10 protein-coding genes are annotated in these 14,294 nt (G+C 69.3%); 5 read left to right on the top strand and 5 right to left on the bottom strand.

Annotation, left to right across the window (positions count from 1 at the left end):
• Positions 1–35: 35 nt before the first annotated feature.
• Positions 36–974 (bottom strand): choline ABC transporter substrate-binding protein, encoded by a 939-nt coding sequence (locus UN84_RS05045; protein WP_046079823.1) that lies wholly within the window; start codon positions 972–974, stop codon positions 36–38.
• 161 nt (positions 975–1,135) lie between these two features.
• Here UN84_RS05045 and betI point away from each other — a divergent pair, with 161 nt between their 5' ends.
• From betI to UN84_RS05025, 4 genes are all read left to right on the top strand, one after another.
• Positions 1,136–1,765, top strand: a complete 630-nt coding sequence (gene betI, locus UN84_RS05040; protein WP_173834964.1) for a transcriptional regulator BetI — start codon at positions 1,136–1,138, stop codon at positions 1,763–1,765.
• Positions 1,766–1,777: 12 nt separating this feature from the next.
• The gene (gene betB, locus UN84_RS05035) at positions 1,778–3,244 is read left to right on the top strand and encodes a betaine-aldehyde dehydrogenase (protein WP_046079825.1); all 1,467 of its coding nucleotides are present in this window, start codon (positions 1,778–1,780) and stop codon (positions 3,242–3,244) included.
• Between the two features lie 257 nt (positions 3,245–3,501).
• Positions 3,502–5,193, top strand: a complete 1,692-nt coding sequence (gene betA / locus UN84_RS05030) for a choline dehydrogenase (protein WP_046079826.1) — start codon at positions 3,502–3,504, stop codon at positions 5,191–5,193.
• Between the two features lie 383 nt (positions 5,194–5,576).
• Positions 5,577–8,024, top strand: coding sequence for an acyl-CoA dehydrogenase (locus UN84_RS05025; RefSeq protein ID WP_046079827.1), 2,448 nt, complete (start codon positions 5,577–5,579; stop codon positions 8,022–8,024).
• Positions 8,025–8,120: 96 nt separating this feature from the next.
• Here UN84_RS05025 and UN84_RS05020 read toward each other — a convergent pair whose 3' ends face one another.
• The 3 genes from UN84_RS05020 to UN84_RS05010 form a co-directional block, all read right to left on the bottom strand.
• Positions 8,121–9,989, bottom strand: coding sequence for an SLC13 family permease (locus UN84_RS05020; RefSeq protein WP_046079828.1), 1,869 nt, complete (start codon positions 9,987–9,989; stop codon positions 8,121–8,123).
• Positions 9,990–10,096: 107 nt separating this feature from the next.
• Entirely contained in the window at positions 10,097–10,681 is a 585-nt protein-coding gene (locus UN84_RS05015) for a carboxymuconolactone decarboxylase family protein (protein WP_046079829.1), read from the bottom strand.
• Positions 10,682–10,709: 28 nt separating this feature from the next.
• Positions 10,710–12,038 (bottom strand): aspartate aminotransferase family protein, encoded by a 1,329-nt coding sequence (locus UN84_RS05010; RefSeq protein WP_046079830.1) that lies wholly within the window; start codon positions 12,036–12,038, stop codon positions 10,710–10,712.
• A gap of 153 nt (positions 12,039–12,191) precedes the next feature.
• Here UN84_RS05010 and UN84_RS05005 point away from each other — a divergent pair, with 153 nt between their 5' ends.
• Complete coding sequence (locus UN84_RS05005; protein ID WP_046079831.1) at positions 12,192–13,109, top strand: MurR/RpiR family transcriptional regulator; 918 nt, start codon at positions 12,192–12,194, stop codon at positions 13,107–13,109.
• Positions 13,110–13,200: 91 nt separating this feature from the next.
• Here the strand turns inward: UN84_RS05005 and UN84_RS05000 are convergent, their stop codons facing one another.
• The gene (locus UN84_RS05000; RefSeq protein ID WP_046079832.1) at positions 13,201–14,178 is read right to left on the bottom strand and encodes an NADPH:quinone reductase; all 978 of its coding nucleotides are present in this window, start codon (positions 14,176–14,178) and stop codon (positions 13,201–13,203) included.
• Between the last annotated feature and the right edge of the window lie 116 nt (positions 14,179–14,294).

Here is a 14,294-nt window from a genome sequence, read left to right as displayed (position 1 = left end):
CGCCCCAAGGCAAGCCCGCCATGCGACAGGCGGCATCAGAGGGACAGCGCCTCCTTGACCGCGGGCAGCCCCGGCTCGCCGTCGGCGGTGGTCACGCCGTCGAGCCAGCCCTCGAGCACGTCGGGATGCGCCTGGAGATAGCTCCGGGCGGCATCGCGCGGATCGGTGCCCTCGTCCATGATCTCGCCCATCAGCTGATTCTCCATCTCCAGGGTGAAGGAGAGGTTGTTCAGCAGCGATCCGACGTTGGGACAGGCCTCGGCGTAGCCGGCACGGGTATTGGTGTAGACGGTGGCACCGCCCAGGTTCGGGCCGAAGTAGTCGTCGGCGCCCTCCAGATAGGCGATATCGAAGTTGGTGTTCATGGGATGCGGCTCCCAGCCGAGGAACACCATCCACTGCTCGTTCGGCTCGCGGGCGTTGAGCTCGGCCAGCATGCCCGCCTCGCTGGAGTCCACCAGCCGCCAGTCGCCCAGGCCGAAGGCGTCGTCGTCGATCATGTCCTGGATCAGCAGGTTGCCGTCGTTGCCGGCCTCGATGCCGTGCAGCGTGGACTCGAAGCGGTCGGCGTGGGCGTCCAGATCGGCCACCGAGGTGACGCCGGCGTCATACACGTACTGAGGCACCGCCAGGGTGTACTTGGCGCCCTCCAGGTTGGCGCCCAGGCGGTCCACCTGCCCCCGCTCGACGTAGGGGTCGCTGATCGACGCCATGGACGGCATCCAGTTGCCGAGGAAGACATCGAAGTCGCCGTTCTTCATGCCGGAATAGGCGATGGGCACCGAGACGGTATCGATCCGGGTGTCGTAGCCGAGCGTTTCGAGCACCTCGGTGGTCAGGGCGGTGGTCGCGGTGATGTCGGTCCAGCCCACTTCGGCGAAGCGGACGGGCTGACAGCCCTCTTCGGCGGCCATCAGCGGCGAGGCGGAAAGCGCCAGCGCGGTGGTGGCCAGGCCCATGGTCATCTTGTTCATTGCATCGCTCCCTTGCGTGGATCACGCGTATGATTCGAGGAAACATCGTGCCTGCCGATTTTTATTGATTGAACGTTCAATAAAAAAATGGCAAGCTGTCGCTATCTTAACCATGTCGGATGGCATGGTAGCAAGATGCTCTCGGGAGAGGAGTCAACGCAGTGCCCAAGGTCGGAATGGAACCCATTCGTCGCCAGCAGCTGATCACGGCCACCATGGCGGCCATCGACGAAGTCGGCCTGGCCGACGCCACCGTGGCGCGCATCGCCCGCCACGCCGGCGTCTCGGCCGGCATCATCAGTCACTACTTCGGCGGCAAGGACGGCCTGCTCGAAGCGACCATGCGCCAGATCCTCAACGATCTGGGCGAGGCGGTCTCACGCCGACGCAAGGCGCTGACCACCGATGCCCCGGAGGCCCACCTGGCGGCGATCATCGACGGCAACTTCGATCGCACCCAGGTCTCCGGCCCGGTGGCCAAGACCTGGCTGGCCTTCTGGGCCAGCAGCATGCACCGCCCTGCCCTGGCACGGCTGCAGACGGTCAACGACCGGCGCCTGTACGCCAACCTCAGCCACGAGTTCCGGCGCCTGCTGCCCAAGCACAAGGCCCGCGACGCAGCCCGCGCCCTGGCCGCCATGATCGACGGCCTGTGGCTGCGCGGGGCCCTCGCCCCCGAGGGGCTGGACAGCGACCACGCCCGGCGCCTGGCCCGCGACTACCTGGAGCAGCTGCTCAAGGCCTACGGCCTCGGCGCTCGCTCTTCCGAATCCCTGTCACTCGAGTCCTGACTGGAGGCTTCCATGACCCACGCAATCGAATCCCTGTACATCGACGGCCGCCGGGTGGATGCCACCTCCGGCGAGACCTTCCCGGTCATCAATCCCTATGACGGCAGCGTCCTGGCCGAGGTCCAGCAGGCCAGCGAGGCCGACGTGGACGCCGCCGTCGCCGCCGCCCGCCGCGGACAGCGCGACTGGGCCGCCATGAGCGGCATGGAACGCGGCCGGGTGATGCAGCGCGCCGTGGCGCTGCTTCGCGAGCGCAACGACGAGATCGCCGAGCTGGAGAGCCGCAACACCGGCAAGCCGGTCAGCGAGACCCGCGAGGTCGACATCGTTACCGGCGCCGACGCGCTCGAGTACTACGCCGGCCTGGCCCCGGCCATCGAGGGCAGCCAGATCCCGCTGCGCGAGACCTCCTTCGTCTATACCCGTCGCGAGCCGCTGGGCGTGATCGGCAGCATCGGCGCCTGGAACTACCCGATCCAGATCGCCTGCTGGAAGTCCGCCCCGGCGCTGGCCGCCGGCAACGCCGTGGTCTTCAAGCCCAGCGAGGTCACCCCGCTGACCGCCATGGTGCTGGCCGAGATCTTCACCGAGGCCGGCCTGCCCGACGGCGTGTTCAACGTGGTCCACGGCGACGCCCGGGTCGGCCAGCTGATCACCGGCCACGGCGACATCGACAAGGTCTCCTTCACCGGCGAAGTGGGCACCGGCAAGAAGGTGATGTCCGCCTCCGCCGCGTCCAGCCTCAAGGACGTGACCATGGAGCTGGGCGGCAAGTCGCCACTGATCGTGTTCGACGACGCCGACCTGGATCGCGCCGCCGACGCCGCCATGATGGCCAACTTCTACTCCAGCGGGCAGGTCTGCACCAACGGCACCCGGGTGTTCGTGGCCAGCGCCGTCAAGGAGGCCTTCGAGGGCAAGATCGCCGAACGCGTGGCCCGTATCAAGGCCGGCGACCCGCAGGACCCGACGGTGAACTTCGGCCCGCTGGTGAGCTTCGAGCACCAGGAGAAGGTGCTGTCCTACATCGCGCTGGGCAAGCAGGAAGGCGCCCGCGTACTGGCCGGCGGCGAGGCCTGGAGCCAGGGCGACTGGGCGAAGGGTGCCTGGGCCGCGCCCACGGTGTTCACCGACTGCCACGACGAGATGCGCATCGTCCGCGAGGAGATCTTCGGCCCGGTGATGTCGATCCTCGCCTTCGACGACGAGGAAGAGGTGATCCGCCGCGCCAACGACACCGACTACGGCCTGGCCGCCGGCGTGTTCACCGAGGGGCTGAACCGCGCCCATCGGGTCATCCATCGACTGGAAGCCGGCATCTGCTGGGTGAACACCTGGGGCGACTCCCCCGCCGAGATGCCGGTGGGTGGCTACAAGCAGTCCGGCGTCGGCCGCGAGAACGGCGTCGAGACCCTGGCCCACTACACCCAGACCAAGTCGGTGCAGGTCGAGATGGGCGCCTTCGAATCGGTGTTCTAAGGCCTGCTCTGGACCGCCGAGCGAGATGAGCTGATTCGGCGACGAGCCTGCGCGAGGGCGCTGTGAACCCATCCATGGGCGCTACTTTTGCCGTCCATGGTCAAAAGACCCTCGCTACGCCTCATCCCCGACGCTCTTCTCGCCGGTGCCGCTGCACGACCGCTTTCTCAGGCGCGCCCTCTCTACACGCGCCTGGCCTGATCGGCGAGACCCGACGCCTCGCCACGAGACCCTTTTGACTGTTTCAGGGAGGCTCCATGTCGCAGTCCCGTGAGTTCGATTACGTCATCATCGGCGCCGGCTCGGCCGGCAACGTCCTGGCCACCCGCCTGACCGAAGACCCGAACGTCAGCGTGCTGCTGCTCGAGGCCGGCGGCAAGGACCACCGCTTCGACTTCCGCACCCAGATGCCGGCGGCGCTGGCCTATCCGCTGCAGGGCAAGCGCTACAACTGGGCCTTCGAGACCGACCCCGAACCGCACATGGACGGCCGACGCATGGAGTGCGGCCGCGGCAAGGGCCTGGGCGGCTCCTCGCTGATCAACGGCATGTGCTACATCCGCGGCAACGCCCTGGACTACGACAACTGGGCCAAGCGCGCCGGCCTGGAGGACTGGACCTACGCCGACTGCCTGCCCTACTTCCGCAAGGCCGAGACCCGCGACATCGGTCCCGACGACTACCACGGCGGCGACGGCCCGGTCAGCGTGACCACGCCGAAGGACGGCAACAACCCGCTGTATCATGCCTTCATCGAGGCGGGCCAGCAGGCCGGCTATCCGGCCACCGAGGACGTCAACGGCTACCAGCAGGAAGGCTTCGGCCCCATGGACCGCTTCGTCACGCCGAACGGGCGCCGCGCCTCCACCGCCCGGGGCTACCTCGATCTGGCCAAGCCGCGCCCCAACCTGACCATCGAGACCCGCGCCACCACCGACGTCATCACCTTCGACGGCAAGCGCGCCACCGGCGTGCGCTACGAGCGCGGCGGCCAGTCCCGGGAGGTCAAGGCGCGTCGCGAGGTGCTGCTGTGCGCCGGCGCCATCGCCTCGCCGCAGATCCTGCAGCGCTCCGGCATCGGCCCCAAGGACCTGCTCGATGAACTCGGCATCACCCCGGTGCAGGTCAACGAGAACGTCGGCCAGCACCTCCAGGACCACCTGGAGATGTACATTCAGTACGAGTGCAAGAAGCCGATTTCGCTGTATCCGGCGCTGAAGTGGTACAACCAGCCTAAGATCGGCGCCGAGTGGATGCTGTTCGGCACCGGCGTGGGCGCCAGCAACCAGTTCGAGGCCGCCGGCTTCATCCGCACCCGCGACGAGGAGGAGTGGCCGAACCTGCAGTACCACTTCCTGCCGATCGCCATCAGCTACAACGGCAAGAGCGCGGTGCAGGCCCACGGCTTCCAGGCCCACGTCGGCTCCATGCGCTCCGAGAGCGAGGGCCGGGTGCGCCTGACCTCGCTGGATCCCAAGGCCGCGCCCTCGATCCTGTTCAACTACATGTCCACCGAGAAGGACTGGCAGGAGTTCCGCGACGCCATCCGCCTGACCCGCGAGATCATCGAGCAGCCGGCCATGGACGAATACCGCGGCCGCGAGATCTCCCCGGGGCCGGAGGTGAAGACCGACGCCGAGCTCGACGCCTTCGTCCGCGAGCACGCCGAGACCGCCTACCACCCCTGCGGCAGCTGCCGCATGGGCGACGGTGACGACGCGGTGGTCGATGGCGCCGGTCGGGTCCACGGCGTGGAGGCCCTGCGGGTGGTCGACGCCTCGCTGTTCCCGGTCATCCCCACCGGCAACCTCAACGCGCCGACGATCATGCTGGCCGAGAAGATGGCCGACAAGATCCGCGGCCGAGAGGCCCTGCCGAAGAGCGACGCGCCCTACTACGTCGCCAACGGCGCCCCCGCCCAGCAGGAACCGCAGCGCCGCACGGCCTGATCACGCCACCGGCAGCACCGAGACGCCCCGCCTTCGAGCGGGGCGTCTTGCGTTGGCAATCACAAAAAATAGGGCAGCCCTCTGCTGCCGGGCTCATCGGCGACAAGCCGCGAGGAGACGCATGAATACTTCCCTGTAGCTCCCGACGCCCTGCGGCGCTCTCGCGTCCCGCTCCGCTGGCAGGTCCGGTGCTGGCCATCCTTGGCCAGCCCGTTCGGAGGCATGCTCCTCACCCATGGCGTAGGAACGCCTCGTCGGCTTGCCTCCGTAGCCCTGGATCGAGCGAGTCCTGCGTTGAGCGATAGGGTATTGGCTGCGAGGCATCTGATGGGCTAGGCTGAAGGTATTCAAACAAGTGTTTAAATGTCACGGAGCCGCCCACCATGCTGACCCTGATCCTGCTGCTGCTGGCCGTTGCCGGCCTGCTCATCGTGATGCGCCGGGAGGCCGGCGCCCTGCCCGCCCTCGGCGTCACCGGCCTGCTCGGCCTCGTCGGCCTGGCCACCGGCGCCACGGTGATCGGCGTGCTGCTGCTGGTCGCCACCACGGCGATCGCCGCCTGCGGCCTGCCGGCGCTTCGCCGCCGCTGGCTGACGCCGAAGCTGTTCGCCATGTTCAAGCGCGTCGCGCCGAAGGTCTCGGCCACCGAGCGCACCGCCCTGGAGGCCGGCAGCGTGGCCTGGGACGGCGAGCTGTTCACCGGCCGCCCCGACTGGCAGCGGCTGCTCGACTATCGCGACGACGGCCTGTCCGACTCGGAACGCGCCTTCCTCGATCACCAGTGCGGCGTCGCCGCCGGCATGTGCAACGACTGGGACATCGCCCGCGAGCGCGCCGACCTGCCCCAGGAGCTGTGGGACTACCTCAAGCGCGAGCGCTTCTTCGGCATGATCATCCCGCAGGAATACGGCGGCCTCGGCTTCTCCGCCAAGGCCCAGTCGATGGTGCTGCAGAAACTCTCGGTCAACGAGACGCTGATGGTCACCGTCGGCGTACCCAACTCCCTCGGCCCGGGCGAGCTGCTGCTCAAGTACGGCACCGAGGAGCAGAAGAATCACTACCTGCCGCGGCTGGCCGACGGTCGCGAGATCCCCTGCTTCGGCCTGACCGGCCCGCGCGCCGGCAGTGATGCCACCTCGCTGCCCGACGTCGGCACCGTGGTGCGCCGCGAGATCGACGGCGAGACGGTGCTGGGCCTGGAGCTGACCTTCGAGAAGCGCTGGATCACCCTGGCGCCGATCGCCAGCGTGGTCGGCCTGGCCTTCCGCCTGTTCGATCCCGACCACCTGCTCGGCGAGGAGGAAGACCGCGGCATCACCCTGGCGCTGGTGCCGCGCGATACCGAAGGCATGCAGATCGGCCGCCGCCACCATCCCATCGGCAGTCCCTTCCTCAACGGCCCGATCAAGGGCGAGAACGTCTTCGTGCCGCTGTCCACCATCATCGGCGGCGAGGCCATGATCGGCCAGGGCTGGCGCATGCTGGTCGAGTGCCTGTCGGTGGGCCGCTGCATCACCCTGCCCTCCGGCGCCACCGGCACCGCCCGCTACGCCCTGGGCTGGAGCGGCGGCTTCGCCCGCATCCGCCGCCAGTTCAACGTCCCGGTGGCCGAGATGGAGGGCGTCCAGGAGCCACTGGCCCGCATGGCGGCGCTCGGCTACATCGCCCAGGCCGCGGTCTACCAGACCGCCAACACCATCGACCACGGCGAGAAGCCGGCGGTGCCCTCGGCGATCCTCAAGAGCCAGCTCACCGAGTTCCAGCGCGTGATCCTGGCCGACGCCATGGACATCCATGGCGGCAAGGCGGTGACCCTCGGGCCGCGCAACTACCTCGGCATCGGCTACAGCGCCAACCCGGTGGCGATCACCGTCGAGGGCGCCAACATCATGACCCGCAACCTGATGATCTTCGGCCAGGGGGCGATCCGCTGCCATCCCTACGTGCTGGAGGAGCTGGCCGCCAAGGACGCCGACGACGTCAAGGCCTTCGATACGGCCTTCTTCGGCCATGCCGGCCTGATCCTCGGCAACGCCGCCCGCGCCCTGACCCAGGGCCTTGGCATCGGCCAGCAGAGCGTCCCCTTCGACGACGTCGCCGCCCCCTACGCCAAGGAGATCGCACGGCTCTCCGCCGGCTTCTCGCTGACCGCCGATGCCGCCATGGCGAGTCTCGGCTCGAAGCTCAAGCAGCGCGAGATGCTCTCCGCGCGCCTCGGCGACGTGCTATCCAACCTCTATCTGGCCAGCCTGATGCTCAAGCAGTGGCACGAGGGCGAAAAGGTCGAGCAGGAAGATGCCCTGCTCCACTACGCCGCCCGCTTCCTGCTGGGCCGCGCCGAGCAGGCCTTCGATGAGCTGTTCGACAACCTGCCGAACCGCGCCTTGGGCCGCATGCTGCGCATCGTGGTGATGCCCCGCGGCCGCCGCTGGGCACGCCCGACCGACGACCTGACGCGCACCATCGCCCAGGCCGTGACCCGCGACAGCGTCCTGCGCCAGCGACTGCTGACCAACACCTGGGACGCCGACGACGGTCCCCAGGACAACCCGCTGGCCCGCTACAACGCCCTGCTGGCCACCCAGGAGCGCGCCGAGGCGCTGTATCGCACCGTCGGCAAGGCCCACGCCAAGGGCGAGATCCCGGCCGAGGCGCTGCACCCCGAGCAGCAGGTCGACGCCGCCCTCGCCGCCGGCCTGATCAGCGAGGACGATGCCACCTTCATGCGCCAGCGCGAGGCCGAGGTGCTGGACATGCTCACCGTCGACGACTTCGACTACGACGCCTTCGTCACCGACAAGAGCAAGGTGCTGCGACACCATCCGGCCTGACGCCTCACTTATCACGCCCACGCCCACGCCCACGACCACGCCCCGGCCCGCCGCCGGGGCGTCCTTTTTGCCCCCCTGCAAGGACCGGCGCAGCCGCTACGGCGGCCAGACGACCAGGATCAACGGGATCGCCACCGCCATCACCGCCAGCGACAGCGGAAGGCCCAGCCGCCAGTAGTCGCCGAAGCGATAGCCGCCGGGGCCCATCACCAGGGTGTTGGACTGATGCCCGATCGGCGTCAGGAAGGCACAGGAGGCGCTGACCGCCACCGCCATCAGGAAGGGATCCACCGAGGCCTCGAAGCCTTCGGCCAGGCTCGCCGCGATGGGCGCCATCAGCAGCGCCGCCGCGGCGTTGTTGATCACGTTGGAGAGCAGCAGGCCGAGCGCGAACAGCCCCGCCAGCGTGAGTGCCACCGGCCAGTCGCCGCCCAGCGCCAGCAGCGTCTCGGCGATGAGCGCCGCCCCGCCGCTGGTCTCCAGCGCCTGGCCCACCGGGATCATCGCGCCGAGCAGCACGATCACCGGCCCGTCGATGGCCTGATAGGCCTCGCGCAGGCTCAGCACACCGGCCAGCAGCGAGGCCAGGGCGGCGCCGCTCAACGCCACCGCGGCGGGCAGCCAGTCGAACAGCATCGCCACGATCGCCGCGGCGAAGATCGCCACCGACAGCGCCAGCCGACGCGGCTGGCCCAGGGCCAGGTCGCGGCTGGCAAGAGGCAGGCAGCCCAGGGTCGTCAGGCTCTCGCCGATTTCCTCCTCGCCACCCTGCAGCAGCAGCACGTCGCCGGCGCGGAAGCGGATGTCCCGCAGCCGCTGCCTGAGCCGGCCGCCGTCACGGGCCACCGCCACCAGATGCAGGCCGAACTGGTTGAGCAGGCGCAGCTGGCCGACCGTGCGGCCCTGCATCAGCGAGTCGTTGCGTACCACCGCCTCCACCAGCTGCAGGCCCTCGGTGTCGGTCGTGGCCTTGTCATGCGTCTTGCTCTTGCCACCCTTTCCGTCCTCGCCGTTCCCTCCTTCCTCGCCTTCCCTGTCGGCTCGACCGGTCTCCTCGGCGTCTTCGGCCTCCCGCTCCGCTTCGGCGCCCACCGCCAGTCCGGCCTTGTCCTCGAGCAGCGCCATCTCCTCGGGGCCGGCCTCCACCAGCAGGATGTCATGTTCACGAAGCGCGCCGAGAAAGGTATGGCCGGGATGGCGCCGCTCGTCTCGCACCACCGCCAGCACCGGGATCGGCTCTTCGACGGCCTGGTGAAGGTCGCGCAGCGACCAGCCCACCGCCTTGCCGTCCTCCGGCACGCGCAGCTCGACCAGGTAGTGGGCGGTGTCGAACATCGCGTCCATCGACGCCTGGCCGGCCCGCTGGGGCACCAGATAGCGGCCGGCCAGCACGATCACGACGAGACCCGCCAGCGCCACGCTGGCGCCCACCGGGAAGAAGTCGAACATGCCGAAGCCCTCGCCGGTCAGCGAGCGGCGGTAGGCGGAAATGATGATGTTGGGCGGCGTGCCGATCAGGGTGGTCAGCCCGCCGAGCAGCGAGCCGAAGGCCAGCGGCATCAGCAGCAGCGATGGAGGGGTATCGTGCTCACGGGCCAGACGCAACGCCACCGGCAGCATCAGCGCCAGGGCGCCGACGTTGTTCATGATGCCGGAGAGCACCAGCACGGTGCCGGAGAGCACCAGGGTCTGCAGCATGATCCGGTCGCCGACGCGCAGCGCCTGCTCGGCGATCAGGTCGACCAGCCCCGAGCGTTCGAAGCCGCGGCTGAGCACCAGCACCGCGGCCACGGTGATCACCGCCGGATGGCCGAAGCCGGCGAAGGCGCCCTCGGCGGGCACCAGGCCCAGCCCCACCGCCGCCAGCAGCGCCGCCAGCGCCACCAGGTCGTAGCGGAAGCGGCCCCAGACGAAGGCCGCCAGGGTCGCGCCGAGCAGAAGAAAGACCTGGGTGCTGTCGGCCATGACGGCTCACCTCCCTGTGCTGGAACAGGCGCGTCGAGGCTCGCAACGCGCTGTCTTCAGCATCGTCGCTAACGCGTGCGGATACCAGCGAGCGGTGAGCCGCCGCTTCAGCCCGGCGTCGGCGGCTCGGTAAACGGCAGTGGCCCGTCGCCGCGGCGCACCTCGAAGACGTTGAGGGTCATGGCCACCAGGGCGTAGTAGCCGAACACGCCGATCAGCTCGACCACCGCCGGCTCGCCGAAGGCCTCCACCGCCTCAGCGTAGAGCGCCTCACTGACGCGCCGGGTGGTGTAGAGCGAGCGCCCCAGGCGCACCACCAGCGCCTCGTCGTCGCGCTCGCAGTCCGGTTCCTGATCTTCTGTCAGGCCTTCCTGCAACGCCTCGATCAGCGACGCCGAGACGCCGGCCTCCCGGGCGATGGGTTCATGGATCTGCCATTCCGCCTGGGACTGCCACCAGGACGCGGTGAACAGGATCGCCAGCTCGGTGAGCCGCAGCTCGAGCCGCGTGCCGTAGCGACAGAAGGCGCCCAGGCGCTGGGCGTGGTCGGCCAGTTCCGGGCTGTGAATCCAGGCCAGGAAGGGGCCGTCGAGGTTGCCGCGGGGGCCGCGGAGGATGGCGTCCAGCACGCGGCGCTGCTCGGGCGAGGCGGTGGCGTCATCGAGCGCCGGCAGACGCGAAGTGATCGACATGTCGAGCTCCTGTTTCATGAGGTCCTGATCAAGAGGGTCCAAGGACGGACCGGAGGGTCGCGTCGAGCTTGTCGACGATCTCGTCGAGCTGGCCGTCCTCGAGGATGAAGGGCGGCGCCAGCAGGATATGGTCGCCCCGACGGCCGTCGAGGGTGCCGCCCATCGGATAGCACATCAGACCGTGATCCATGGCCGTGCGCTTGATAGCGGCGTGCAGCTTGCGCTCGGGATCGAACGGGGTCTTGTCGGCCCGATCGGAGACCAGCTCGAGCCCACGGAACAGCCCCCGGCCGCGGATGTCGCCGACGTGGGGATGGTCGCCGAAGCGGTCCTCGAGCCGCCGCTGGAAACCGTCGCCCAATTGCCGCACGCGGGGCAGCAGGTCGCGGGACTCGATGGCGCGCTGCACCGCCAGCGCCGCGGCGCAGGCGGTGGCATGGCCGATATAGGTGTGGCCGTGCTGGAAGAAGCCCGAGCCCTCGGCGATGGCCGAACGGATGCGCTCGCCGACCAGGGTCGCGCCGATCGGCTGGTAGCCCGCGCCCAGGCCCTTGGCGATGGTCACCAGGTCCGGCGCCACGCCCTCCTGCTCGGCGGCGAACAGGCTGCCGGTGCGCCCCATGCCGCACATCACCTCGTCGAGGATCAGCAGGATGCCGTGGCGATCGCAGATCTCGCGCACGCGCTTGAAATAGCCCGGCACGGCGGGCACCGCGCCCAGGGTCGCGCCCACCACCGGCTCGGCGACGAAGGCCATCACCGTCTCCGGCCCCAGGCGCTGGATCTCGTCCTCCAGCTCCCGCGCCAGCCGCTCGCCGTAGGCCTCCGGCGTCTCGCCCTCGGCCTGGCCGCGGTAGGCGTAGCAGGGACTGACGTGGCTGACCTCCACCAGCAGCGGCTCGAACTGGCGCCGCCGCCAGGCATTGCCGCCGGTGGCCAGCGCGCCGAGGGTATTGCCGTGGTAGCTCTGGCGCCGCGCGATCAGGTGCCGGCGCTCGGGCTCACCGCGCTCGATGAAGTACTGACGAGCCAGCTTCAGCGCCGCCTCCACCGCCTCGGAGCCGCCCGAGACGAAATACACCGAGGAGAGCCCCTCCGGCGCACGCTCGATCAGGAAGTCGGCCAGCGCCTCCATCGGCTCGGTAGTGAAGAAGGCGCTGTGGGCGTAGGCCAGCTTGCCGACCTGCTCGCGCACGGCCTCGATCACCTCGGCGTCGCTGTGCCCCAGGCAGGAGACCGCGGCGCCGCCGCAGGCATCCAGATAGCGCCGCCCCTCGGCGTCGATCAGATAGGCGCCGTCGCCGCCGACGGCGGTGGGGTAAGTGTGAGACAGGTGACGATGGAAGACGTGGCTCATGCGACCCTCCTCGGGCCATTTTGCAAACACATTTGCCATTTTGTTTAATCGCAAAGATATTTGCAATAAGTGCCATACCACCCTGACGCCAGTTGCCGCGGCCGCTACAATGCCCTGCCCTTACTCGCCAGCGAACCGGAGCCCACGCCCTTCATGACCGCCGCCTCGCCTTCTCGACCGGACGCACGCCTCGATACCCTCGCCGACCTCGAGCGCCTGCTCGCCGACCTCGAGGCGGGAGACGCCGAGCTGCGCCTGGGCAAGCGATCGCGGCAGGTGCTCTCGGCGCTGGTCGGCATGCCCCAGCAGGCCGCGGTGTCGTCGATCAGCGATCTGGCGGAGCGCCTCGGCGTCAGCCCCTCGACGCTCTCGCGGCTGGCCCAGCGGCTGGACTTCGAGGGCTTCGCCGGCCTGCAGGCGGTGTTCCGCCGCCACGTCACCGAAAGAACGCACTTCTACAGCGATCAGGTCTCGCGGCTGCTGGAGGGCGAACAGGACGACGACGCCCTCGGCCGGCTGACCCGGCTGGGCCGCCAGGAGAGCGCCAACCTCGGCGACCTGGTGGCGGGAATGGACGGCGAGGCCTTCACCCGTGCCGCACGGCGGCTGGCGGAGGCCCGGCGGGTGCGGATTCACGGCCGTCGCCAGTTCGCCTCGTTGGCCTCGTTCATGGCCTACGGACTCGGCATGCTGCGCCCCGACGCCGCTGCGCTGGACGCCGCCGGCCACGGCATCGCGGACGCCCTGGCCCGGCTCGACGACAACGACGTGCTGGTGGTGATCAGCGCCTTCCCCTATACGCCGAGCGTGCTGACCTCGGCCCGGGTGGCGGCCCGCCAGGGCGTGCCGGTGATCGCGCTGACCGATACCGCCGGCTCGCCGCTGGCCCGCGCCGCCAGTGAGCGCTTCGCGGTGCCCAATCAAAGCCTGTTCTTCAGCAACGCCATGTGCGCCTTCATGCTGCTGGCCGAGGGGCTGCTGAGCGAGGCGGCACGCCTGCTGGGTGAAGACGGGCTGGCCTCGCTCGAGCGCCGCGAGCGGATGATCGACGAGCTCGGCGACGCGCTGTAGCGCCCCGGACGCTCTCCCCGCACGCTCTCCCCAGAACGACGACGGCCCCGCGTCTCTCCGGACGCGGGGCCGTCGTCAGAAGCGCAGACGCCTACGGGATAAGCACGGTCGAGCCGGTGGTCTTGCGGCCTGCCAGCGCCTCCTGGGCCTCGGCGGCCTCGGCGAGCGGATAGCGTTGACCGATGTCGATCACGATCTCGCCGCTTTCGATCCGAGCGAACAGGTCGGCGGCCATCGCTTCCAGTCGCTCGCGGGTATCGGCATAGCCGTTGAGGCTCGGGCGGGTCACGAACAGCGACCCCTTCTGGTTGAGAATGCCGATGTTGACGCCCTCCACCGGGCCCGAGGCATTGCCGAAGCTGACCATCAGGCCACGCTTCTTCAGGCAGTCCAGCGAGGTCTCCCAGGTGTCCTTGCCCACCGAATCATAGACCACGTCGCACATGGCGCCCCCGGTCAGCTCGCGAACCCGCTCCACCACGTCCTCGCGGGTGGTGTCGATGGTCGCCCAGGCGCCGTTCTTCTCGGCCAGCGCCGCCTTCTCCGGCGAGCTCACCGTACCGATCAGCTTCACGCCCAGCGCCTTCGCCCACTGGCAGGCAATGGAGCCGACGCCGCCGGCCGCGGCGTGGAAGAGAATCGTCTCGCCCCCCTGGAGCGGACAGGTCTGGCGCAGCAGGTACTGCACGGTCAGGCCCTTGAGCATGGCCGCCGCCGCGGTCTCGGCATCGATGCCGTCGGGCAGCGTCACTACCTTCTCCGCCGGCAGCACGTGGCTCTCGGCGTAGGCGCCCAGCGGGCCCTGGGCATAGGCCACGCGGTCGCCCACCGCCAGGTGCTCGACGCCTTCGCCCACCGCCTCGACGACGCCCGCGCCCTCGGTACCGAGCCCCGACGGCAACGCCGGCGCCGGATACAGCCCGGTGCGGAAATAGATGTCGATGAAGTTCAGGCCCACCGCCTGATGGCGGACCCGCACCTCGCCGGGGCCCGGCTCGGCGGGCGTGACATCGACGAGCTCGAGGACCTCGGGCCCGCCGGTGCGGGCGAACTGGATGCGCTTGGCCATGTTGGATACCCTTAAACCGCTAATGAAGGAACCGTCAGTCAAACGCTACCTTACCGTGCGGTCAAGCGTCCCCGCGACCGACAGGGCTTGACAGCCCTGGAAGGCTCGGCGAAGAA

The sequence above is a fragment of the Halomonas sp. HG01 genome, from assembly GCF_000968715.2.
GTDB lineage: Bacteria > Pseudomonadota > Gammaproteobacteria > Pseudomonadales > Halomonadaceae > Halomonas > Halomonas halophila.
The sequence above is the reverse complement of the archived record's forward strand: the minus strand, read 5'-3'. Positions and strand labels throughout refer to the sequence as shown.

Bases quoted from the DNA above. Each gene is read 5' to 3' on its own strand.
- UN84_RS05015 (WP_046079829.1), bottom strand. From the start codon at position 10,681: ATGTCGATCACTTCGCGTCTGCCGGCGCTCGATGACGCCACCGCCTCG.
- betB (WP_046079825.1), top strand. From the start codon at position 1,778: ATGACCCACGCAATCGAATCCCTGTACATCGACGGCCGCCGGGTGGAT.
- UN84_RS05025 (WP_046079827.1), top strand. From the start codon at position 5,577: ATGCTGACCCTGATCCTGCTGCTGCTGGCCGTTGCCGGCCTGCTCATC.
- UN84_RS05000 (WP_046079832.1), bottom strand. From the start codon at position 14,178: ATGGCCAAGCGCATCCAGTTCGCCCGCACCGGCGGGCCCGAGGTCCTC.
- UN84_RS05020 (WP_046079828.1), bottom strand. From the start codon at position 9,989: ATGGCCGACAGCACCCAGGTCTTTCTTCTGCTCGGCGCGACCCTGGCG.
- betA (WP_046079826.1), top strand. From the start codon at position 3,502: ATGTCGCAGTCCCGTGAGTTCGATTACGTCATCATCGGCGCCGGCTCG.
- UN84_RS05045 (WP_046079823.1), bottom strand. From the start codon at position 974: ATGAACAAGATGACCATGGGCCTGGCCACCACCGCGCTGGCGCTTTCC.
- UN84_RS05005 (WP_046079831.1), top strand. From the start codon at position 12,192: ATGACCGCCGCCTCGCCTTCTCGACCGGACGCACGCCTCGATACCCTC.
- UN84_RS05010 (WP_046079830.1), bottom strand. From the start codon at position 12,038: ATGAGCCACGTCTTCCATCGTCACCTGTCTCACACTTACCCCACCGCC.